Here is a 22987-nt window from a genome sequence, read left to right on the forward strand (position 1 = left end):
TGCAAGTCGTTGGTCGAGTGGGAGCATGCCACACTCCTTGGCAAACCACATGGCGCGGCGTCAACTTTTCGCCAATAGTGATGGAGAGCAAAACCCGTCAAGCTAGACGACTGACTGTGCCTCTGCCCTCGCCAAGGATCGGTATGCTTCACTTCCCCTCGACGTACCATCGCCGTCTCACCTGGACCTATTTTGGGCTGTTCATTGCCATTGGCATGACCGGCGGCCTGCTTGGCCCGGCCCTGCCGCACCTGGCCGAGGTCAGCGGTGCCTCCATGAGCCAGATCGCCGTGCTGTTTACCGCACGCGCCGTGGGCAACATGAGCGGCGCGATGGTCACCGGGCTGCTCATGGACCGCTTCAACGGCCACCGCGTGCTGGTGATGATGGGCGTGCTGGCGGTGGCTGGGCTAGCCGTGGCTCCGCTTAGCCCGCTTTTGCTGCTGTTGACGCTTCTATTCATGCTGCTGGGGTTTGCGGAGGTATCGCTCAACGCGGGAGGCAACACGCTGCTGCTATGGCTGCATCGAGATGCGGCAGGCCCCAACGTGAGCGCCCTGCACTTCTGCTTTAGTTTCGGCAACATGCTGACGCCGTTGATCATGATTGCCGCGCTATCGCTCACCGGGCAGTTCCATCTCACGTTTTGGATCGTTGCGGCTAGCGTGGCGGTCATGTTGTGGCCGCTGTCCCGCTTCGTCAGCCCGTCCATGCCCGCCGTCGACCCTCATCCCGACACCGCGGCCGCCCTCAAGCACCGCGACCCGCTACTGCTGGGGCTATTCATGCTGCTGTTTTCCGTTTATGTGGGCATCGAGATTACGTTCGCCGGTTGGGTTACCGCGTATGGCACGCTCTCTGGGTTGAGCACCGAGCAGGCGGCGCTGCTGGCAACGCTGTTTTGGCTGGCGCTATCGGCAGGGCGTCTGCTGGCGATTCCGCTGCTGCGCGTTTGCTCACCTTGGCAGGTGCTTGCCGGCTGCTTGGCGCTGGGGTTGAGCGCGGCGGCAGGGCTGCACGCCAACGCGCTGCCGCTTAGCGTCGGCGCGCTGCTGTTTGGCCTATCCGCCTCGGCTTTCTTCCCCACGCTGTTTGCGCTGTGCAACCAGTCGATCGTCATGCGGGGACGCACCACCGGCGCCATCTTCACCGCTGCGGGCAGCGGTGCGCTGGTCATCCCGTCACTGACCGGGCCACTGTTGGATATGGCGGGGGCCCAGGCGTTTCCCATTCTACTGGCCACGCTCTGGCTACTGATTGCACTGGGGCTGATGCTGCTGGCGTACCGTCTGCGGCAGTTGACGGTTCGGCAAGGGCTTTAAAACCAGTCTTTCCGTTTGAACAGCCAAATGAGAATCCCACCAATTCCGAGCATGGCGCCCCAAACGAAAAAGTAGCCGTACTGATAGCTCAGCTCAGGCATGTACTCGAAATTCATGCCGTAAATACCGGCGATAAACGTCAACGGAACGAAAATAGCGGTAATCACCGTCAATACGCGCATGGTGATGTTCAGCTGGTGAGACGAAATGGAGATATAGCCATCGACCAAATCACCACAAATGTCGTAGTACATCTGCGTCAGCGTATAGAGTCGCTCGAAACGCTCTTCGACATCGGTAATGGCATGCAGCGTTTCGCTTTCGCCTCGGGGTAAATGCGCGTAATCATACGCCGTCAGCTCTTGTGTGATGCCTTTGTGGTAGCTGAAGATGCGGCGCATTTTGACCAGACGAGAACGGTAAGTGGTGATTTTACGCATCAACACATCGTTGCCGTTCTCCAGCAGCTCATCTTCGAGATCGCTCAACTCCGTCTCGAACTCCAGCAAGCTGTCGATGTAAAAGCCCGCAGAGGTATACATCACTCTTAACGCGACCTGCTCGGGCGATTGGGCCAGCAGGGCTTTGCCGTGCTCATTGAATAAACGCTCGATACTGAGCGCCTCGCCGGGGTGCAGCGTGACCAGAAAACGCTCGCCAACAAAGAAACAGACCTGCTGGGGCACGAAATTGAGCTGGGCATCGAACGACGAAATACCGCGATAGATGATCAGCGTGTGATTGTCGAACTCTTCGATCTTTGGGGGGTGGCGCTCTTTATGAGCATCTTGGATCGCCATGGGGTGGCAATCGAAACGCTCTAGCACGTCACGCTCCTGCGTTTCGCTCTCGCCTTTCATATCGACCCACAGATGTGCCGTGGGCATGCGTTTCCACTCGTCCATCAGGCTCAAATCGCCCTCACGCACATCGCCTTCTGGGGTGGTCAATAAACAACGAATCATACGCGTCCCTGGGTTCGTTAAAGAGGGTTGGGGGTATCCGCCGGACGCGCCAACGCGACACGCGCTTTACCTGCGCGTTTGGCGTTATACATGGCGTCATCGGCACGTTTCAGCAGCTCCTGTGGCGTCTCAGCCGCGTTGGGCACGAACAGCGCCACGCCAATGCTGGTGCTCACTCGCAGCGTGGCACTCCCCACGTGTAGCGGCTCTTCGATCACCTGAATCAGCTTGTTTGCCAACGGTTCAAGAGCCTCGGTAGTCACCCCTTCGAGCAGTACGACGAACTCATCTCCCGCCCAACGGGCAATGAAGTCCGTCTCGCGGACGGCGTTCTGAAGGCGCTGCGCGACCTCACGCAGCAGCTCATCGCCCATGCCGTGGCCGTGCTGGTCGTTGATGCGCTTGAACCCGTCGAGGTCCAGAAACAGCACGACAAGCGGCGCCAGGGTACGACGTACCCGCGCCATCGCTTCGGGAAGCCGCTCATCCAGGGCGCGACGATTGGGCAAGCGCGTCAGTACGTCCTCTCGGGCCTGCTGGTCACGCAGACGCTCAAGCTGCTGGCGTTCGGTAATGTCGTGGATGAAGACGCTGCGGCGCGGGCGGCCATTCACTTCAAAGCTCTTTAGCCGCACCTCGACCGGCAAGCGAACCCCGTCTCGTCGTATGGCGTCGCAGGTCAAGGGCATCGCGGCGTCGTCACAGGTCAGCCCCTGTGGGAACATGAGCGAGGTGAGTGGGCGCGTCAACGCGTCTTTGCGGCTCCAGCCGAACATGCTTTCGGCGGCCCGGTTCCAGTCCAACACGCGCCCCTGCGCATCGATGCTCAGGTAGGCGTCGTAGGCAGACTCGATCACCAAATTGAGCTCACGCGTGCGCTGCTCAATACGCTGTTCAAGACTTTGATGAAGCGCCGTGAGCGACTGCTGAGTGGCGGCGCGAATTTTCTGCTCGTTGATGAGCCGCTCGCGCAGATGAATTTCGCCGATCACGATATCGGCCAAATCCTGCATCGCAGCTTGTTCCTGAGGAGTCAACTGGCGCGGCTGCGTATCCATCGCACACAGCGATCCAAGCACTAGACCATGGGAGTTGCGCAACGGTATCCCGGCATAAAAACGGATGCCGCCGGGTTTCGTCACGATGGGATTGGTAGCGAAGCGCTCGTCACTCTGAGCGTCTTCGACCACCAGCGGTTCGTCCTCCAGCACGGTATAGGCGCAAAATGCCATGTCCCGGGGGCTCTCGGAGAACTCCATGCCTACTTGCGACTTGAACCACTGACGGTCGGTATCGATCAAGCTGATGGTGGACTTAGGAACGCCGAGCAGCACGGTGACCAACCGCGTGATGCGATCGAAAACGGGCTCGTTCGGCGTATCCAGCAGGTCCAGCTCGTTAAGCGCAGCCAAACGGGCGGTTTCGTTAGGGGGTAACAGGTGGCTCATGGCGATCACACCTAAGTGGTCATCAGTCCCCTAACAGCATACCGTGAAACGGAATTTTCTGCTCAACGCCCCACTTAACGCACGGCGATACGCCGCGGGGTCAACCCGGCCCACACCACGCTCACCACCGTGGAGAGCAGCAGCGCCCCCACGAACGGCCCCAGTGTCGGTACACTGCCGGGGAACGTCGCGGCCAATACTCCCGCGCTGACGCTACCTTGACTCAGCCAGCCAGGCAGCACGGCGCCTACTAGCCCCGCTAGCCCACCGCTGATCGCAGCCGTCGGTGTCATTCGTTGCCACAAGCCCAGCAGCACCGGCACCACGATCGCTGCACACAGCAGGTCGGCAATCAAAAACAACCGCAGCACCGACAGCCCCTGTAAAGCAATCACGATCACGGGCAGCATGATGGCCACGGTGAGCCAGCGCGCTTTGTTGAGGGCCTCGGACCGGTGGCCGCTGGCCCACAGTGACGCAATACCGTTTTGTAAAGTGTCGACGCTCGAGGTGACCAGCGTGACGGCCAGGACCAGGGATGGCAGCGTGATCCATACCGGGGCATCGCTAAGCAGCGCAAAAAACGGCATGGGCGGCTCGCCGAGGCTGACCCCGCTCATCGCTGCCATGATGCCAACACCACCGATCACCATGACGACCAGAACGGTCAGGCCGCCGCCCAGCCAGGCACCGCGCCCCAGGCTCGCGTCGTCTTGGGCCGCCCATACCCGCTGCCAATAGCCTTGGTGAAACAAGTTCGCTGCCGTCACGGCGATCACCAGCGTCAACGCGACGCTGAGCGAGCTACCGATGGGGAGCGACGGGAGTTGTGCGTCACTCGGCATATTGGGTAGTCGCCAGAGCGTTACGCTGGCGACGGCGAGCAGCAGTGCCAAAAGCAGCCACGCTTGCCAGCGGTCGGTGGCGAGACTTGCCCGAAGCCCACCCATCACGGTGTAGACCAGCGTGGTGAGCGCCACCCCGATGATGACCACGGCAGGAGGCACGTCGGAGAGTAGCGCGGTAATCGCCCCGATGGCGGTGAGTTCAGCAGCCAGGAAGCAGCCCATGTAAGCCACGGAAACGAGCGCGACGAAGCGGCGCACGCCCGTGCCGTAGCACGTATCAGCAAACTCGGCGATGCTGCGCCCTTCCGGCAGCGCTTGGCGTATTTTGGGGCCATAAAGGCCCAGCACGATGAAAGGCAGCGCCGAGCCAAGCGCATAGCCCAGCAGCGCTACGGGGCCCACGAACGCGCCAATTTCCGGGGGCGCAAACAGAATCCACGCCCCCATACCCGAGGCCAAAAAGGAGAGCCCCAAGGTAGACGCGGTTTGAGAATTGCGGGCGGTGACATAGTCATCCAACGAACCGCCACCAAAGCGGGCCCGAAGGCCCAAAAAAGCAAAGCAGCACAACGCTGCGCCTAATACGAGAGACGTTAGGTAAGGCATGTCGCGCTTCCTCCGCCGGTACGAACCGGATCAGGTTCCAGGGTCTGCGTTACGCGCATTCTCAGCCCCGATGGGGCTCCCCTGGCGACAGTGAATGGAGGCGACATCCTCAATCAAACTAGCGCATTAGTAAAGTCTCAGGTGGTCTGCCGAGCACTCTCCTCCGGCTGTTTGGGGACGCGCCCCATCGTATAGAACTCGGCGTTGGGCGGCGTTCCCGCCAGCGTCACCAAGCGGTTGGACATGCCGAAAAAGGCCGCAATGGCACCAATGTCCCAACAGTCGTCCAAGGTAAACCCAACGGTTTCCAGGCGCATTTGCCACTCGGTTGAAAACTCCCCCAGCTCGATGGCGCTATGCAGCGCAAAATCGAGCATCAACCGATGACGCTCGCTGAGTCCCGCCACGCGATGATTAATGGCGATATTGTCCGCCAGCAAAGGGTCTTTACTATAAATACGCACCAGCGCGCCATGGGCGACAACGCAGTACAAACAGCGATTACGGGCACTGGTGGCCACGACGATCATCTCTTTTTCCGCTTTCGTCAGCGTATCGGACGCCCGGTCCATCAACGCATCGTGATAGGCAAAAAAAGCACGGAACTCCTGGGGACGATGCGCGAGCATGAGAAATACGTTGGGTACGAAGCCCGCTTTTTCCTGCACCGCTAACATGGCTTCCCGGATATCCTCGGGAACTTCTTCTAGCGTCTCAGGAAGTGTAAATCGACTTATCGAGACAGACATACGCACTCCTGTTTTTTGTAACGTGGCGCCTAACTGCTGAATGGCGTTTACTCGTAACAAATTGCTAACTAAAGAGTCTTTCAATACGCCTTAACGCTCGCCATACTCTTAATGATTTAATGTCATAAGAGCCGTACGCTATTAGCCAAGCGGTGTACTAACAGGGAAACCACCATGTCATACTCCGAAGCAAAAGAGCACACGCCAGGGCGTTTGCATGAACTGTTCGCCGACCCTTACCGTGCGTTCGAAAACGATACGGATGAGCGTCAGTTGCATATCCGCGTCATGCTTCACACCCTGCTGGCCCGCCCCATGAAGCGAGGTCAGGTAACGCTTCGTGTGATTCACGGCTGGGAGAACGGTGGCTTCGAACCCGCCGACCTGCAGCACGCCGACTTTACCCTGCACAGCCTGACAGATTTCGATGCCGCCGTGACGCGCTTCGCTACGGCTGCCGAGAAAAACGCACCGTTGCCCGCAGATCAAACCGCCATCCTGGCCGAGCCGCTAGCCGACGCCATTGCCGATGCCGAAGCAGATGGCAACGCACTGACCGACGACATCCGCGAAACGCCGGCCCGTTGGCCCGCGTTCGAAGGTGGGCTCGCCCTCTACACGCTGTTCAAGATGTACCACCGCTTGGTTTACGGCGAAGATGACACCTACCGCTGCTCCCAGTGCGACACCCCCCACGGCCCTCGCGAGATCCATGAGTTTCATTTGGAGGAGGGCGAGTTTGCGCTGCTGGTGCCCATCAGCGAGGAGCAGGACGCGCCTTATTTGCTAGTCCTTCACGAAAGTCAGCTGGGTCCCATCGCCCAACTGCTCTCGGAAAGCCTGCCGCTGTTCGAACGTTATTGAGCTGCGCGCCTCCTCGGCCGAGGAGGCGCTTTACTGCGCCCAGGGCGCGCTATAGCGAAATCGTGCTGTTGATACCGCTTGAGACGTTTTCCGGCTCGAACCAGCGGGCAGTGACCGTTTTGGTTTGGGTCCAGAAGGCAATCGCCTGCTTACCGTTGGGCCCCAAGTCACCCAGTTTCGAGGCCCGAGAGCCGGTAAAGCTGAAATAAGCCACCGGCACTGGAATCGGCACGTTGATACCGATTTGGCCCACGTCGATGTCGGTCTCGAAGCGCCGTGCTACCCAGCCCGAGTTGGTGAAGATCGAGGTGCCGTTGCCATTTGGGTTGGCATTAATGAACGCGATGGCGTCGTCCAGCGTCTCGACGTTGACAACGCACAGCACCGGGCCAAAAATTTCCTCGCGATAGATCGTCATGTCTGCCGTCACATCGGAAAACAGAGTCGGTCCGACGAAGTTACCATCCGGGTAGCCGTCGACCGTGTAGCCGCGACCATCCACCAGCAGCGTGGCGCCCTCTGCTTCGCCTGCGCTAATCAAGCGCTCGACGCGGGCCTTGGCCTGTGGCGATACCAGCGGCCCTAGGTCCGCTTCACGCTGAGTACCCGGCCCCACGGTCATACTGCGCGCACCGGCTTCGATATCTTTGATCCACTCGCGCGCCTCTCCCACCAGCACGACCACCGAGTTCGCCATGCAGCGCTGACCGGCGGCACCAAAAGCAGAGCCCAGCAGGCTATCGATGGCTTGACTACGGTTGGCATCCGGCATGACGACACAGTGGTTTTTTGCGCCCATCATGGCCTGCATGCGCTTACCTGCGGCGGCAGCGCGGTTGTACAGCAGTGACCCCACATGGGTCGAACCGATGAACGACAGTGCCTTGATATCCTGATGGTCGGCAATTTGGTTAGCGACATCCGGCCCACCGTGGACCACGTTCAAAACCCCGGCAGGAATACCTGCTTCGTGCGCCAGCTCTACGAGCCGCATGGTCGAGCTGGGGTCCTGCTCGGAGGGCTTCAACACGAAGGTGTTGCCCGTGGCAATGGCCAGCGGAAACATGAAACAGGGCAGCATGATCGGGAAGTTGAAGGCCGTAATGCCCGCTCCCACGCCCAGCGGCTGGTGCATGGTGTATACATCGACGTCATTGGCGGCATTTTCGGCCAGCTCGCCTAGCTGAAGCGAGGTAATGGAGCACGCATGCTCGACCACTTCCAAGCCGCGCCCCACTTCACCTTCCGCATCCGGCAGGGTTTTGCCATGCTCTTCGGTAATCAGTGCCGCCAGCTCCGCCGTGTTATCTCGGATGAGCGCCTGCAGTTTGAGCATGATGCGCATGCGTTTGCCCAGCGGCACTTTACGCCACTCTTTGAACGCCGTCTTGGCGCTGGCGATGGCGCGCTCGACCTCGTCGGACGTACAGAAGGGCACCCGGGCGACCACTTCTTGAGTCGCTGGGTTCACCACGTCGCGCCACTCTTGGCTTTGGGACATGACCGGCTGGCCATCGATATACATCGGTATTTCACGAACAGACATGATGCGTTTCCTCGGGTTGTGTTTGTTATGGGATCGAATAAGGCGCTACTAGGGTATATCAGCAAGTTGACGTAAACGTCAATTAGCCTCTGGGCAAAGATAATTTCCGCATCGAGCGACGATTTGGCTTTCCCTCTCAGTCAGGGCCTCGCTATGCTGAGACAGTTGCGTATCAGCACTCACCTTCGTGAGATGCGCTGTGGTGATCACAAGGAGGCATCCATGCAGACGTTTAGCTGCCGCTGTGGCAATCCGCTGTTTTTCGAGAACACTCACTGCTTGGCCTGTGAGTCGGAGGTAGGCTGGTGCCCCGCTTGTCGTCATATCGTGGCACTGGCACCGCTGGATAGCGGCGGCTACCGCTGCACCCATGAAGGCTGCGGTACGGCGCTGATGAAGTGCCACAACTACGCCGTCGAAAACGTTTGTAATCGGATGGTCGTGATGGCCGAAGGGCACGCGGATACGCTGTGCGACTGCTGCCGCTATAACGAGGTGATTCCCGATTTAGAGGTCGACGGCAACCGGGAGCGTTGGGCAGCGCTGGAGAGTGCCAAACGGCGGCTTTTCTATACGCTGGATTTGCTCAAGCTTCCCCATGGCGTCGAGGGCGAGGACATCCGCGTTCCGCTGAGCTTTTCGTTCATGGCTGATGCGCTGCCCGACCACGGTCTATGGCGTTCCACGGCGAACCAAGAGAAGGTCTACACCGGCCACGCCAACGGCCATATCACCATCAACGTCAAAGAAGCCGATGACGTAGAGCGTGAGCGGCTGCGTGTCGACATGAACGAATCCCACCGCACGCTGATCGGCCATTTTCGTCATGAAATCGGCCACTACTACTGGGATCTGCTGGTCAAAGACCAAGACGAAGCCGCCAGCATTCGCGTATTCGGCGACCACAACCACCCTACCTATGGCGAAGCCCTGGAGCAGTACTATCAGCAAGGCGCGCCGGCAGACTGGCCCTCGCGGTTCATTTCCGCCTACGCCGCCATGCATCCGTGGGAGGATTTCGCCGAGACGTTTGCCTTCTATCTGGACATGGTGGCCGTGCTGGATACGGCACTGCACATGGGCCTCTCACGTGCCGAGTACGACGGCTCTTTGGAGAGCATGCTTCAGGCGTTTCATCAGGTGGGCATGGCAGTGAACGAACTCAATCGTGACATGGGCCTGCTGGACTTGGCACCCGGCGTCATCGCCCCGGCGGTGCGTGAGAAGCTGGCGTACCTGCATGAACTCATTCAACAGGCGAACGCCAGCTCTCAAGCGGCCTAGTTAATCGTTGTCATGGTCGCCTGTGTGGCTTTGGGTTTGACGCTGGGTGACCCGAGGAACGCCGTCGCCGTTCACGAAGTAGGTAGCGCTAAGCGTATCGTGGATGGCGGCAAAGCCAATTTGCAGTTCGTCCACGAAAGCGTGCAGCTTGCTCGGCGAGTGCGCCAGCGCCTGAATATCCGCATCGACCACGTCGGCTCGTACCAACGACACCGTCGCCGCGACGCGGTCTTGGCGGGGCAGTAGCTGTAGCTCGTGCCCCAAGGTTTCCAAACTACAGGCAATGGAGCGAGGCAAATGCGGATCTTGCAGCAGAAAACGCAGCACGTCCGGGCCGCGCACCCTTAGCCTGACCTGTTGACGATACATTTGATACGCGGTGAGTGACTTCAAGACGCTCATCCACTGCAGGTTCTCGAACGGCAGCAGCTCTTCAGGGTTTTGCGGCAGCAGGCTGGCCGAACGCACATCGACGATCCGCGTGGTCATATCTGCCCGCTCAAGCTGGCGGCCCAGTTTGATGAACGTGCGCGCCGGGCCGTGGCTCAAGGTGCCTTCGATCAACCCGGTCAACGTTTGGCAGCCACGAATGACGTTTTTCAAAAATGCGTCTCGCCGTCGAGGGCTCACGCCGTTTTCCGCGTGGTCCGCGACGTTAAGATAGAGCTGATTGACCTCTTCCCAAATCTCGCGGGGCACTACGTCCCGGGTGGTGCGTAAGTTCTCCCGGGCGCTCGCCAGCGCCGAGAGAATCGAGCTGCCGTTTTGGGCATCGGCACACAAAAAGTGCACCACGCTACGCTCGTCGAAACTGGAATGGCGGGCATTGAAGGCCTCCAGCGTCCCGGTCATTTCGATGAGCGGCGCCCAGCCCAGTGGCAAATGCCGAGGCAAGTCCAGCATCAAATGGCTGTTGACGCTCAGTAACCGCGCGGTATCTTCGGCACGCTCGATGTAGCGCGCCATCCAGTAGAGGTTTTCAGCAACGCGTGACAGCATGGCGCTAGGCTCCTTTCTGCTCAGCGGCACCCGCCGCGTTCTCGTCGGTCTCGACGATCCAGGTGTCTTTACTACCGCCCCCTTGGGACGAATTGACCACCAACGAACCCTCGACCAGCGCCACGCGAGTGAGTCCCCCGGTGGTGACGTGGGTTTCCGGGCCGGAGAGAATGAAGGGACGCAGATCGACGTGGCGAGGCTGAGGCAAGCCGTTGGCCAGCGTTGGCGTGGTCGAGAGGGCCAGCGTCGGCTGGGCCATGTAGTTACGCGGATTTTCGTTGATCAAGCGCGCGAACTCGTCGCGCGTCTCTTTGGTGGAGCGTGGGCCGATCAGCATGCCGTAGCCGCCGGACTCGTTGGCGGGTTTCACCACCAGCTCATCCAAATGGTCCAGCACGTACTTGCGATCCTCTTCGAACATGCATAGATAACTCGGCACGTTCGGCAGCAACGGCTCTTGATCCAGGTAGTAGCGGATCAGCTCAGGGACGAAGGCGTAGACGACTTTGTCGTCGGCAACCCCTGCCCCAGGTGCGTTGGCCAGCGCGACCTTTCCTGCGCGCCAGGCGCGCATCAGCCCCGGCACGCCCAGCATGGAGTGCGGGTTGAACGCCTCTGGATCGAGGAACTCATCGTCCACCCGGCGATAGATCACGTCGACACGGCGCAGGCCCTCTACCGTGCGCATGTAAACCACGTCGTCGTCATCGACCAGCAGATCGCTGCCTTGCACCAGCTCGACGCCCATTTGTTGGGCAAGGTAAGCGTGTTCGAAATAGGCAGAGTTATAGATCCCCGGTGTCAACACGACCACCTGTGGGTCATCACCCGGGCGCGGCGACATGGCTGCCAGCATGTCGTAAAGCTGCGCGACATAGTCATCCACCGGCAAGATCTTGCCCGACGCGAACAACTCCGGTAGTACGCGTTTGGTGACGTTGCGGTTTTCCAGCATGTACGAAACGCCCGACGGAATGCGCAGGTTATCTTCCAACACATAGAGCGTGCCATCACCGCCACGCACCAAGTCAGACCCGCAAATATGTGCCCAAACGCCATGGGGAGGATTGATGCCTACACATTGAGGTCGGAAATTGGCCGACTGAGCCAATACTTCCGCGGGGAGTACTTTATCTTTCACGACGCTCTGTTCGTGATACAGATCGTCGATAAACAAGTTCAGCGCTTGCACCCGCTGCTTCAAGCCCGCTTCCGTTTTACGCCACTCATTGGCGGGTATGATGCGGGGAACGATATCGAAAGGCCAAGCACGGTCGATCATCGCCCCTTCTGAATAAACGGTAAACGTAATACCCATCGTGCGAATGGCAATTTCTGCCGCCGTTTTGCGTTCGGCTAACTCTTCAGCGCTGAAGCGCGCCAACATGTTACACAACTCATCCGCAGAAGCACGTGGTTTGCCCGGTGCCGCCAGCAACTCATCGTAAAAATCACGGCACGCATAGTTATTCCAATCGACTTGGCTCATGGGCGCTCTCCTGGCGCTAGGGTGGAAGCGGCAACTTCCTTAATTCAGTAGTGTAGGCCTGCCGCGTGCAATGTACGTAGCAACTTGACCATATAAACACGCAAAACTCGTACCATATTCCCCGCTATTTCAACGCTTAATCCGAGTTTGATACTCGCGATTCTCTCTATCTAACGTTATTGGTCCCCTTGTTATGCATAAATGTACTGACACTGCTCCTTTTTAGTCCCCCATTAAACTAAAGGCACCAAAATAGTGCATGAAAGTTAATACTCATGAGGCGATGACAATTTTCCACACTCTTTAAACGTCTTAGTTCATATTGCAGCTGCAAAATAGTTCAACTCCAACGATACTTCTGGGTACTTATTTTCTTCACCGTCGCGTTACGCTGGCGTCGCGCGGTGACTTTTGGCTTTCTTTGAGGGTGGCTCATGACCATTCGCGTTGCCTTGCATCACCGCACGACCTACCGCTTCGACCGCCCCGTCAAGCTGTCACCTCATGTGATCCGGTTACGCCCGGCCCCTCACTGCCGTACTCATATCGATGCCTATTCGCTGACTATCTCTGGGGATGATCATTTTCTGAATTGGCAGCAAGATCCGTTCGGTAACTTCAATGCTCGTGTGGTATTTCCTGAACCGCGCAAAGAGCTGACCATTGCCGTCGAGCTCGTTGCGCCGATGACGGTGATCAATCCGTTCGACTTCTTTTTGGATGACGTTGCCCAGAAGATTCCGTTCACCTACCCCGACGAGCTCACCAAAGAGCTTGGCCCTTACCTGGAGGTGACCGAAGCGGGACCACGGCTGCTGGAGTGGCTAAAAGACGTCTCTCTCGAGCCGACCACCAGCGTCGACTTCCTCGTCGCCCTCAACCAACGCCTGCAGAAAGACATCAGCTACTTGGTGCGCATGGAGCCTGGCGTACAAAGCTGCGAAGAGACGCTGACCCTGGCGAGCGGCTCCTGTCGCGACAGCGCTTGGCTGTTGGTGCAGATACTGCGCCATTTGGGCCTGGCGTCGCGGTTTGTGTCGGGCTATCTGATTCAGCTCACGCCGGATGTCAAAGCGCTTGATGGCCCCAGCGGCACCGACGTGGACTTTACCGACCTCCACGCCTGGACCGAAGTCTTCCTACCTGGTGCAGGCTGGGTCGGCCTCGATCCCACCTCTGGCCTCTTTGCCGGTGAAGGGCATATCCCGCTAGCCGCCACCCCCACCACCGGCAGCGCTGCGGCCATCACTGGCTTTTCTGATAAGTGCGAGGTGGAGTTTGATGTGGAAATGCGCGTTGAGCGCATTCATGAAGACCCGCGTGTCACCAAACCGTACAGCGACCAACAGTGGGAAAAAATTCTTAAGCTAGGCGACCAAGTGGATCGCGAGCTCAACGAGCAGGATGTTCGCCTCACCATGGGCGGTGAGCCAACGTTTGTTTCCATTGATGATATGGAAAGCCCCCAGTGGAACACTGAAGCATTGGGTGAACATAAGCGCGAACGTGCCGAAGCGCTGCTAACACGGCTTCAAGCTGCCTACGCTCCGGGCAGCGTCATCCAACAACAGCAAGGCAAGTGGTACCCCGGCGAGCCGCTTCCCCGCTGGGCATTGGCCTGTTACTGGCGCAAAGATGGCGTACCGCTGTGGCGCGACCCGACCTGGCTTGCCTGTATGGAGGGTGCGCCCTCTGTGGCCGTCGATGATGCTATGGCGCAGCGCTTTACCCGTGCGCTTAGCAAACAGTTGGGTATTGCCGAGCGCCACTGGATTCCTGCCTTTGAAGATGCCTACTACTACCTGTGGAAAGAGCAAACGCTGCCGATCAACGTGGACCCACGTAAAGCTGATTTGAAAGACGACGCCGAGCGCCGACGCCTCGCTCGCCTGTTGGAGCAGGATCTCAGCGCGGTCGTTGGCTATGCGCTGCCGCTACGCCACTCTATCGCCCAGTCGCATCGCTGGGAAAGCGGTCGCTGGCCGTTGAAGCGCGACCACCTTTTCCTGGTGCCCGGCGACTCGCCTATGGGGCTGCGCCTGCCGCTCTCTGCCCTGCCCTGGGCCGACCCAGAAGACCAGCCCCAGCCGCAGTCGCTGTTTGCCCCACGCCCGGCGCTGGGCGACATCCATGGCGAAGTGGCCCGCCGTAACGCCGAACAGCACCGCTTCACGAATGCCGAGCGCTTGGGGCAGACCACCCATCCAAGCCATCGTCACCCGGAAGGCGAATCGGTGCAGCAGCAACCCAGCGCAGAGGAGGATCGAGAGCACACGATCATCCATACGAGCCTGTGTGTCGAACCCCGTGAGGGACGATTGCATATTTTCTTGCCGCCCCTGACTCAGCTCGAGCACTACCTCGACCTGCTCAGCAGCATCGAAGAGTGCGCCCGCGAGCTTGCCTGCCCGGTCATGATCGAAGGCTACGCCCCGCCCCGTGACCCGCGCCTGGAAAGTTTCCAGATCACTCCCGACCCGGGCGTCATCGAAGTCAACATCATGCCCGCCGCCAGCTGGAAGACGCTGGTCGCACAGACCGAACGGCTCTATGACGAAGCGCGTCAAGCACGCCTGGGTACCGAAAAGTTCATGCTGGATGGCCGCCATACCGGCACCGGAGGCGGCAATCACGTGACCTTGGGCGGCGTCACCCCGGACGATTCGCCGTTCTTACGTCGTCCCGACTTGCTGGCCAGCCTAGTGACTTTCTGGCAGCATCATCCGAGCCTGTCGTACTTGTTTTCTGGGCTGTTCATTGGCCCCACCAGCCAAGCGCCGCGCGTCGATGAAGCGCGCCACGAAGCGCTCTACGAACTGGAAATTGCCCTACAGCAAATGCCTAAGGGCGAGGTAGTACAGCCATGGCTGGTCGACCGCCTACTGCGGCACCTTCTCACCGACCTGACCGGCAACACTCACCGCGCCGAGTTCTGTATCGATAAACTCTATTCGCCGGATAGCGACAGCGGCCGCCTGGGGCTACTGGAGCTGCGTGGCTTCGAAATGCCTCCCCACGCGCGGATGGGACTGATGCAAATGTTACTGATTCGTGCGCTGGTCGCCCGCTGCTGGAAAACGCCGTACCGTGCCAAACCGGTTCGCTGGGGAAGTGCGCTACAAGACCGCTGGATGCTGCCCCACTATTTATGGGAAGACTTGAACGACGTGCTCAACGACCTGCGCCATCATGGCCTCGATTTCGAGCTGGCTTGGTTTGCGCCGTTCTTGGAGTTCCGCTTCCCGGTGCACGGTCGTCTGCATACGCCGATGCTCTCGATCGAGCTTCGCCAAGCCATCGAGCCCTGGCACGTACTGGGCGAAGAGGCGACCGCAGGCGGCACCGCACGCTACGTCGACTCATCGGTGGAGCGTTTGGAAGTCAAAGTGAGCGGCATGAGCGGCGACCGCTACGTCGTTACCTGCAACGGCCGTCCGGTGCCGTTGGCCGCCACCGGACGTAACGGTGAAGCCGTGGCTGGGGTACGCTACCGCGCTTGGCAGCCTCCTTCTGCGCTGCATCCGCAGATTCCGATTCACGCGCCGCTGGTGTTCGATGTCATCGACACCTGGAACCAACGTTCAGTAGCAGGCTGCACCTACTATGTGGTACACCCCACAGGGCGCAGCTTTGAAACCTTCCCTGTGAATGCGTTTGAAGCCGAAGCCCGCCGTTTAGGGCGTTTCAGCGACAGTGGCCATACCCATGGCTATCGGGTTCCTACGCCCGAAATGCCGAGCCAGGAGCTGCCCTGCACGCTAGATCTACGCTGGAACCCACGCTCATGAAACGGCTAATGCTTTCTTATCCGCGCTAGCTACAGGATAATCCGCCCCCTACCCGCTTAGGACAAACAGGATCATGACCGCCCCTGTCTCTCCCTCACTGCTCGAGCTCGGCGCTGCCGGGCTCGTTGAGGATTACTCGAATCAGCTAGGCAAGGGACAGCCCGGCACGTTTGATGCGATGCTCGATCGTCAGGGGCAACTGCGCCCCGGCTGGCAGAGCTTGCTCAACGCCCTGGAAACACTCGGCGCGGATGGCCGCTACCAGCAGCACGAAGAGATTCAGCGCCTGCTGGCGGAAAACGGCGTGATTTTCAATATGCACGAAGATACCCAGGGCCGCTCCTGGCGGCTCGACCCGCTCCCCTGGGTGATCGATCAAGTGCAGTGGCAAGCGCTAGAAGTCGGATTGATGCAGCGCACGCGCCTGTTCAATGCGCTCTACGATGACCTGTATGGCCCGCGCAAACTGGTCGACGCGGGGCTACTACCGACCCAGGCCATTCTCGCTTCTCCCCACTTTTTGCTGCCTTGCCACGGTTCGCAACCCAGCGACCGCCCCGCGATCAGCTTTCATGGCATTGACGTTATCCAAGATACCGACGGCCAGTGGCGGGTAATCGGGGATCGCCTGCAGGCCCCTTCGGGCACCGGTTTCGCGCTGGAAAACCGGATCTTGATGGCCCGCGCGCTGCCGGAGATGTACCGCAACGCGCCGCTCAAGCGGTTGGCCGGCTTCTTGGACAAGTACCACCGCACCCTGACCGCGCTGGCCTACCAGCACCGCGATAACCCAACGATCGTGCTGCTCACCCCCGGTCCTGGCAGCCCACGCTACTTCGAGCACGCGTATCTGGCGAACTACCTGAACATCGACCTCGCCGAAGGGCAAGACATGGTCGTGCGCGATAGTCAGCTATGGCTGCGCACCTTAGGGGGATTGCAGCCCGTGGATGTGGTGCTGCGCCACTGCGACGACGCTTACTGCGACCCGCTGGAGCTGCGCGGTGACTCGCAACTGGGCGTGCCGGGGCTGCTACAAGCGACCCGCGCCAGCGGTGTGGCCATGTCGAATGCGCTAGGCGTGGGAGTGCTGGAGATGGCCGAGCTAGCAGACTACCTGCCTGCCCTTTGCCAGCATGTGCTGGGCGAAGAGCTGCTGCTGCCCAATGCCGACACGAGCACTCGACCGGCCACGGCACCGGTGTTCGATGCCCATATGCAGCGGTTATCCCCAGCGACGCTCAACCTACGCTGCTTCGTCTCGCGGATGCCGGGCAGCGTCGCGACACAGCGCCAGCAGCCCAGCGACTACCACGTCATGCCAGGCGGGCTTGCATGGGTGGGTACGCCGGGGTCTCCGTCACTGAGCAGTCCGATCGTCAAAGATGTGTGGGTGACCGCAAATACGCCTCAACCTCATGTCAGCCAGCTGCGCCAAGCGCGTGGCCCGGTGGTCGCGACCCGCGATGGCACCGACCTGCCCAGCCGAGTGGCGGAAAGCCTGTTTTGGCTGGGTCGCTACGGCGAGCGCTTGGATGCGCGCGCCCGCTTGCTGCGTGAAGCGCTGATGCGGCTGATGGAGTACGATCAGGACGAAATCGCAGACCAACTGCTGGATGAGCTGCTGCTAGCCCTCGACATCACCACGCTCCATCGTGATGGTGAGGATGCCAAACCGCCGCTCGTCGGCTTTGCACAAAAACGCACGGCGCTGTTGGCCCAGTTCGATGAACGCGACCCTCAAGCCCTGCAGCCGCTCTTTGCGAACATGCTGCGCAATGCCCGCAGCGTTCGCGACCACCTGGGAGATGACTCCTGGCGCGTCGTTCACCAACTGCGCCAGCGGGTGGATACGTTCAATCCAAGCCTCGGCGCCAGCGCCGCACGCCGCGCCTGCGAAGGGCTTTCTGCGCAGATCGCTGCGTTCTTTGGCTTGTGTAACGAAACCATGCCCCACCACTACGGCTGGCGCTTCATGGATATCGGCCGCTTCCTGGATCGCGTGCTGGGGCTGCTGTCGCTGCTCAAACTCACCCTCAACGCACCCCACTCGCCGGGGCTGGCGCTATGGGAAGTGGTGCTTGCCACCACCGATAACTTTACCGCCTACCGGCGGCGCTACCGCAGCGAGCTGCACCCAGAAGCGATTTTGGATCTGCTGCTGTTCGATGAGACCAACCCGCGCTCGGTGGGCTATATGCTCAAGCGCTTGGAGCGGCAGATGGACCGACTGCCCGGCAGCTCATCGCCCTACCGGAATGCCGAACGGCGCTTGCTCATTCAAGCCAACGCCGCGCTGCATCTCGCCGATATCGACCGGATCAGCCACTTGGCCGATACCCCGGATGCGCAGGCCGCGCTGGAGCAACTGCTGGACGAGCTGATTGCTCCGCTCAACGCGCTCTCCGATGCCATTAGCCACAGCCACTTTAGCCACGTGGAGCGGCCGCGCCAACTTGTCAGCATGGAGCCCGACGAATGAATTACACGCTGCGGCACACCACACGCTACCACTACAGCGCGCCGGTGACGCTCTGCCATAGCGAGGCACGCGTGCTGCCGCGCAAAACCCAGCACCAGCAGTGCGGTGCATCCACGCTCACCATCAGCCCCGAGCCCCAGGTGCAGGCCGAGCGGCGCGATGTGTTTGGCAACCGCGTGCTCTACTTCGCACTAGAGGACGTGCACCAAACGCTGGACGTGACCGTCGTGACGCCGCTCAACACCCAACCACTCGGGCCACTGCCAGGCAGCTCGCCAGCGTGGGAGCGTGTAGCCGACCAGCTGAGCAAAGACAGCCGCTTCGATCGGCAGCTCTACCGGCTCGACTCGCCGTTCATTCGTCGTAACGACGAGCTGGCGGCGTTTGCCCGCAGCTGTTTCACGCCCGGCCGCCCGCTCGTCGATGCCGCGCTGGCGCTCAACCAATTGATTTACGACACCTTCGACTACGACCCCAGCTTCACCACCCTGGCGACACCACTCAGCGAGGTGCTGGCCAACCGACGGGGGGTTTGCCAAGACTTCGCCCATCTGGCCATAGGTGCACTGCGCTCGGTCGGCTTAGCGGCACGCTACGTGAGCGGCTATTTGGAAACTCAGCCGCCGCCTGGGCAGCCACGGCTGATAGGTGCCGATGCCTCCCACGCGTGGCTGGCCGCATGGATTCCCGACTGGGGCTGGCTGGCGCTGGACCCGACCAACGGCACGGTGGCCGGAGAACAGCATCCGGTACTGGCGTGGGGTCGCGATTACGCGGACGTAGCACCGCTCAAAGGCGTGATGAACGGCGGCGGCGACCACCGTCTAGAGGTGGAGGTGGACGTCATGCCCCTCACCGACAACAGCGCGGCCTGAGCCGCGCCCGTGGAACGTTCACCGTTGAATCAACCCGTTGGTTAACCACGGCAACCACGCCAGCAGCACCAGCGTGACCAGCGTCGCCAATAAAAAAGGCAGCAGCGCTCGGAAAATTTTCAGCGGCGGCGCGCCGGTCATGGAGGACGCAATGAATAGCCCAGCCCCCACCGGGGGCGTCAGCAAGCCCATCACCAGCGTCAAGCAGACCACCACGCCAAACTGATAGGGGCTGATGGCAAACTGGCTCTGGGCGATGGGCATCAAAATGGGCACCACCAAAATCAGCGCGGCAATGCCATCGATCACCATTCCCACCAGCAGTAGCGCCCCAATCACCAACAGCAGAAAGAGAAACGGGCTGCTGGTCAGCGCGGCAATCCATTCAGCGGCCATTTGCGGCAGCTGCTCGTAAATCACCACCCAGCCAAACACGCCCGCTGCGGCAATCAACATGATCACCAGTCCGGCATTGATCGCCGTGCGCGTGAGCACCTGAGGAAGCTGACTCAAACGCAGATCGCCATACACGAAGCGCCCCATCAATAGCGCCGCGAGCGAGGCCAGCGCCGCCGACTCCGTGGGCGTGGCAATGCCCATCAGAATGCCGCCGATGATAATTACTGGAATCAGCAGCGCAGGCATCCCCCATAGCGCATCGTGCAGCGCCTCTTGCCGACTGGGCCACTGCCCTTTCGGGTATTGCTGCACCAGCCCCACCAGAGCGATGACTACAAAAAAGCTCGCGCCCAATAACAGCCCCGGCAGTAGCCCGGCGATAAACATCTCCGCAATGGGTACTTGGGCCATCACACCAAACAGCACGAACAGCATGGAGGGCGGAATGATCGGCGACAGCAGCCCCCCCGCCGCCGTAATCGCCGCGCTGTAGGGCGTGTCGTACCCCTCCTCCTCCATCGCAGGCACCATGGCACGTGACATGATGGCGATTTGTGACGCCGCCGAGCCAATAATCGCCGCCATCATCATATTGGCGACTAGGTTGATATAGGCCAAGCCACCGCGAAACCCGCCCACCAGAATCCGCGCGAGGGCAATCAAGCGCTTGGTGAGTCCGCCCTCGTTCATCAACTCCCCGGCCAGCATGAACAGCGGGATCGCCAGCAGGCCGTAGCTTTCAATGGCACTAAACAGCTGCTGCGGATAGGAGTCGAATAGCACCGTATTGCCGGAAGCTTGGATGTACCACATCGCCGTGAGCGCTAGCACCAAAGCAATGGGGACCGCCCCCAGTAACAGCAACAGAAACACCACGACCGTCATACGCGCCCCCTCTTGGCCGTTAGCGATTGCACCAGATTCGACACGCCGTGTAGGCTCAGCGAGAGCGCAAACCAGGGCACGATCAGCCACGCCCAGAACTTCTTGATGCCGAGGGTGGAGGTGTTTTCCGCATAGATAAAATTGAACGTTTGCCCCTGGAAGGCTCGCGTATCGAAGCCGGTTTGGGCCAGCGTCAGCGGCTGGTACCAGCGCCAGCAGAGCCATACCAGCAGCAGGGCGAACAGCAGCACCATGGCATCCACCGCCACGCCAACCAGCTTTCTACCCGTTGGCGGCAGCAGGTCGCTCAACAGCGTCACCGCGATGCCCTGGCGGCGTTTCAGCACCGCCCCGGCAATCAAAAACGTCATCCAGATCATGGCGTAGATCGCCAGTTCACTGACCCAGTAAAGCGGGCTGCCCAGCGCGCGAAAGGCGATGTTCGTAAGGATCAAACACGTCACCGCCGCTGCCAAGACAGCGGCGGTGATCTCTTCACAGCGGGCCAGCCCGTTGGACAGGCGTTGCAACATGATGATTAAAGGCCTTTATCAACGGCTTGTTTGACGTTAAGGATTACTCGTCGCGCAGGCGGTCCGCCTCGGCGCGCAGAGTTTCCAGCATGGGCGCTTTGGGTGCCCAAATACGTTCCCACTCGGCAATCGCCTCGGAGAAGAACTCGGCATCGGCTTCGACGATATTGATGTCCAACCCGCGAATCTCCTCTTCCTGAGCGGCGTCCATCTCTTCGAACCCCGTCAGCACGTTCTCCAGGTGTTCGGCCATGGCGGTATCGATCAACTCACGATCTTCTTCAGAGAGTTCGCGCCAGACGCGCCCAGACACCACCCCCACCATCGGGAACATCATATGGTTGGAGATCAGCAGGTTGTTCGCCTGCTCGTAGAATTTCAGAATCAGAATGGAATCGAAGTCCATGTCGATGGCGTCGACCTGCCCATTGGCGAGGGCATCGTAGACTTCCAACAGCGGCATGGGCGCAGGGGCAGCGCCAGTCGCGGTGTAGAAGTCGCGGATCGGCTCGAAGGGCGTAATACGCAGCCGCTGACCTTGCAGATCGTCAGCGCTCTCGATGGGGCTGCGGCTCAATACTTGACGCATGCCTACCATGCCGTAACCCACACCGACCAAGCCGACACCTTCCGGCATCAGGTCCAGCAGCTCTCCGGCGGCATCGGAGCGCAGCAGGCGCGCCGCGTGATTCACGTCGTCCACCAGATACGGGGCGTAGAGCGCGCCAAAATCAGGAATGCGGTTGGAGATTTCGGCAATGGTCAGAAAGGCCATGTCTAACGCGCCGGTTTGCAGCTGCTGCACCATCTGCGCTTCGTTACCTAACTGCTGAGCAGGAAACACGCTTACGCTATGCTCACCGCCTGAGCGCTCGCTCAGCGTTTGGGCAAACGCTTCGGCTTCGGTAGACCACAGATGCTGGGCGGGGGTAATCAGCCCCAAACGGAAATCACGCGCCTGGGCGCTAACGGAAGAAACGGCCAGAGCGGCTGCGGCGCAGGCAAGCGTCAGCGTTTTCATTCGGTTCATGCAAAGCCTCGTTGTCCAGCCAAAGCGCCATACGGCGCTTTGGGTGTTTTTTAATTAGCGGCTTTGAGAATACCTTAGCGATGGCGTTTATGGCACCCGCCATTGCGCTAACGCACCGTAGCGCGGTCGGCTACTTAGGCAGCTTCGTAGGCGGCTTTCAAGCGATAAAACTCGTCGACGATGGCCGCCATTTCGGTGGCATCGTAGTCACACAGCCCGCTCACCACGAGCTTCTTCGAGCCCACGCCGACCGATTCACCGGCAGACTCGATGGAAAACTCCAACAAGGCATCGGCACGCTTGCCTTGTACGTCTAACGAGGATTGCGTGAGCGCCAAGTTGGGCGAGAAGCCATCCAAACGCTCCAGGCAGAACCCCATGCTGTCGTAAATCACTAACGGACGTTTGGGATTGAACATCACCCCATGCTGCTCCATGAGCGGCTTGAGATAGTGGGGGAAGTTCTTACCCGAAAACGCTACGTAGCAGCGGGCAAACCCTTCTACCACCGCTTCATCGCGGGTCATCTCGCCACTACGAACAACCTGTAAGTAGCACTTGCCACTGTCGTCACAGACGTGGATATCCCCGTTCTCGGTTTCACTGAACTTGATGGGTGTATCGGCCCCCACCATATTGGTGAAGCGAAATTCCATTTGTCGCGACAGCCCGAACTTCACCAGTACCAGCGTAAACAGCAGGTCGCCGGGGACGCAGAAACGCCGCGCATCCGGGTTGTGAATCGGGTTGTAGTCGCCGGCCACGCCTTTAGCGAAGCGGCTGGCCTGCTCAGCGGAGATCACCACATACTCTCCGCGCTGCGCGTAAAAATCCTTGAACATGGCTTTGCTGCCTGCCTAGCGTTGAAATCGAAA

Annotated in this window: 17 protein-coding genes and 1 riboswitch; of the genes, 6 read left to right on the forward strand and 11 right to left on the reverse strand. The window is 60.0% G+C overall.

The window, feature by feature from the left end:
• Nucleotides 1-143 precede the first annotated feature (143 nt).
• Nucleotides 144-1322, forward strand: a complete 1179-nt coding sequence (locus tag CTT34_RS13300; protein ID WP_159342852.1) for an MFS transporter — start codon at nucleotides 144-146, stop codon at nucleotides 1320-1322.
• On the opposite strand, the gene CTT34_RS13305 is transcribed toward CTT34_RS13300, so the two are convergent.
• The 4 genes from CTT34_RS13305 to CTT34_RS13320 form a co-directional block, all read right to left on the reverse strand.
• The gene (locus CTT34_RS13305) at nucleotides 1319-2287 is read right to left on the reverse strand and encodes a magnesium transporter CorA family protein (protein ID WP_159342853.1); all 969 of its coding nucleotides are present in this window, start codon (nucleotides 2285-2287) and stop codon (nucleotides 1319-1321) included. The genes CTT34_RS13300 and CTT34_RS13305 overlap by 4 nt on opposite strands.
• Nucleotides 2288-2304: 17 nt before the next feature.
• Nucleotides 2305-3735, reverse strand: coding sequence for a sensor domain-containing diguanylate cyclase (locus tag CTT34_RS13310; RefSeq protein ID WP_159342854.1), 1431 nt, complete (start codon nucleotides 3733-3735; stop codon nucleotides 2305-2307).
• A gap of 74 nt (nucleotides 3736-3809) precedes the next feature.
• The gene (locus CTT34_RS13315) at nucleotides 3810-5189 is read right to left on the reverse strand and encodes an SLC5/6 family protein (RefSeq protein ID WP_159342855.1); all 1380 of its coding nucleotides are present in this window, start codon (nucleotides 5187-5189) and stop codon (nucleotides 3810-3812) included.
• Nucleotides 5179-5282, reverse strand: a riboswitch (TPP riboswitch). (Overlaps the previous gene by 11 nt.)
• 44 nt (nucleotides 5283-5326) lie before the next feature.
• Complete coding sequence (locus tag CTT34_RS13320) at nucleotides 5327-5938, reverse strand: peroxidase-related enzyme (RefSeq protein WP_159342856.1); 612 nt, start codon at nucleotides 5936-5938, stop codon at nucleotides 5327-5329.
• A gap of 174 nt (nucleotides 5939-6112) precedes the next feature.
• On the opposite strand from CTT34_RS13320, the gene CTT34_RS13325 reads away from it, so the two are divergent.
• Nucleotides 6113-6802: a hypothetical protein gene (locus CTT34_RS13325; protein ID WP_159342857.1), complete on the forward strand. Its 690-nt coding sequence runs from the start codon at nucleotides 6113-6115 to the stop codon at nucleotides 6800-6802.
• A gap of 49 nt (nucleotides 6803-6851) precedes the next feature.
• Here the strand turns inward: CTT34_RS13325 and CTT34_RS13330 are convergent, their stop codons facing one another.
• Nucleotides 6852-8348 carry a CoA-acylating methylmalonate-semialdehyde dehydrogenase gene (locus CTT34_RS13330; protein WP_159342858.1) on the reverse strand — a complete coding sequence of 499 codons (1497 nt, stop codon included), beginning with the start codon at nucleotides 8346-8348 and terminating at the stop codon, nucleotides 6852-6854.
• A gap of 222 nt (nucleotides 8349-8570) precedes the next feature.
• Between CTT34_RS13330 and CTT34_RS13335 the strand changes: the two genes are divergently transcribed.
• Nucleotides 8571-9632, forward strand: coding sequence for a zinc-binding metallopeptidase family protein (locus CTT34_RS13335; RefSeq protein ID WP_159342859.1), 1062 nt, complete (start codon nucleotides 8571-8573; stop codon nucleotides 9630-9632).
• Here the strand turns inward: CTT34_RS13335 and CTT34_RS13340 are convergent, their stop codons facing one another.
• Both CTT34_RS13340 and CTT34_RS13345 read right to left on the reverse strand, forming a co-directional pair.
• Complete coding sequence (locus CTT34_RS13340; protein ID WP_159342860.1) at nucleotides 9633-10631, reverse strand: alpha-E domain-containing protein; 999 nt, start codon at nucleotides 10629-10631, stop codon at nucleotides 9633-9635.
• 4 nt (nucleotides 10632-10635) lie between these two features.
• A complete protein-coding gene (locus tag CTT34_RS13345; RefSeq protein WP_159342861.1) occupies nucleotides 10636-12120 on the reverse strand; it encodes a circularly permuted type 2 ATP-grasp protein in 1485 nt (494 codons plus the stop codon).
• A gap of 434 nt (nucleotides 12121-12554) precedes the next feature.
• On the opposite strand from CTT34_RS13345, the gene CTT34_RS13350 reads away from it, so the two are divergent.
• From CTT34_RS13350 to CTT34_RS13360, 3 genes are all read left to right on the forward strand, one after another.
• Nucleotides 12555-15908 carry a transglutaminase family protein gene (locus CTT34_RS13350; protein WP_159342862.1) on the forward strand — a complete coding sequence of 1118 codons (3354 nt, stop codon included), beginning with the start codon at nucleotides 12555-12557 and terminating at the stop codon, nucleotides 15906-15908.
• Between the two features lie 73 nt (nucleotides 15909-15981).
• Nucleotides 15982-18390, forward strand: coding sequence for a circularly permuted type 2 ATP-grasp protein (locus CTT34_RS13355; RefSeq protein ID WP_159342863.1), 2409 nt, complete (start codon nucleotides 15982-15984; stop codon nucleotides 18388-18390).
• Entirely contained in the window at nucleotides 18387-19265 is an 879-nt protein-coding gene (locus CTT34_RS13360; RefSeq protein ID WP_159342864.1) for a transglutaminase family protein, read from the forward strand. The genes CTT34_RS13355 and CTT34_RS13360 overlap by 4 nt, the downstream gene beginning before the upstream one ends.
• A gap of 18 nt (nucleotides 19266-19283) precedes the next feature.
• Here CTT34_RS13360 and CTT34_RS13365 read toward each other — a convergent pair whose 3' ends face one another.
• The 4 genes from CTT34_RS13365 to CTT34_RS13380 form a co-directional block, all read right to left on the reverse strand.
• On the reverse strand, nucleotides 19284-20549 hold the full coding sequence (locus tag CTT34_RS13365) for a TRAP transporter large permease (RefSeq protein ID WP_159342865.1): 1266 nt from the start codon (nucleotides 20547-20549) through the stop codon (nucleotides 19284-19286).
• On the reverse strand, nucleotides 20546-21082 hold the full coding sequence (locus tag CTT34_RS13370) for a TRAP transporter small permease (protein WP_159342866.1): 537 nt from the start codon (nucleotides 21080-21082) through the stop codon (nucleotides 20546-20548). The genes CTT34_RS13365 and CTT34_RS13370 overlap by 4 nt, the downstream gene beginning before the upstream one ends.
• A gap of 43 nt (nucleotides 21083-21125) precedes the next feature.
• A complete protein-coding gene (locus CTT34_RS13375; RefSeq protein ID WP_159342867.1) occupies nucleotides 21126-22112 on the reverse strand; it encodes a TRAP transporter substrate-binding protein in 987 nt (328 codons plus the stop codon).
• A 134-nt stretch (nucleotides 22113-22246) separates the two neighbouring features.
• Nucleotides 22247-22954, reverse strand: a complete 708-nt coding sequence (locus CTT34_RS13380; protein ID WP_159342868.1) for a DUF3581 family protein — start codon at nucleotides 22952-22954, stop codon at nucleotides 22247-22249.
• Nucleotides 22955-22987 lie beyond the last annotated feature (33 nt).

Source organism: Halomonas meridiana (genome assembly GCF_009846525.1).
Lineage (GTDB): Bacteria > Pseudomonadota > Gammaproteobacteria > Pseudomonadales > Halomonadaceae > Vreelandella.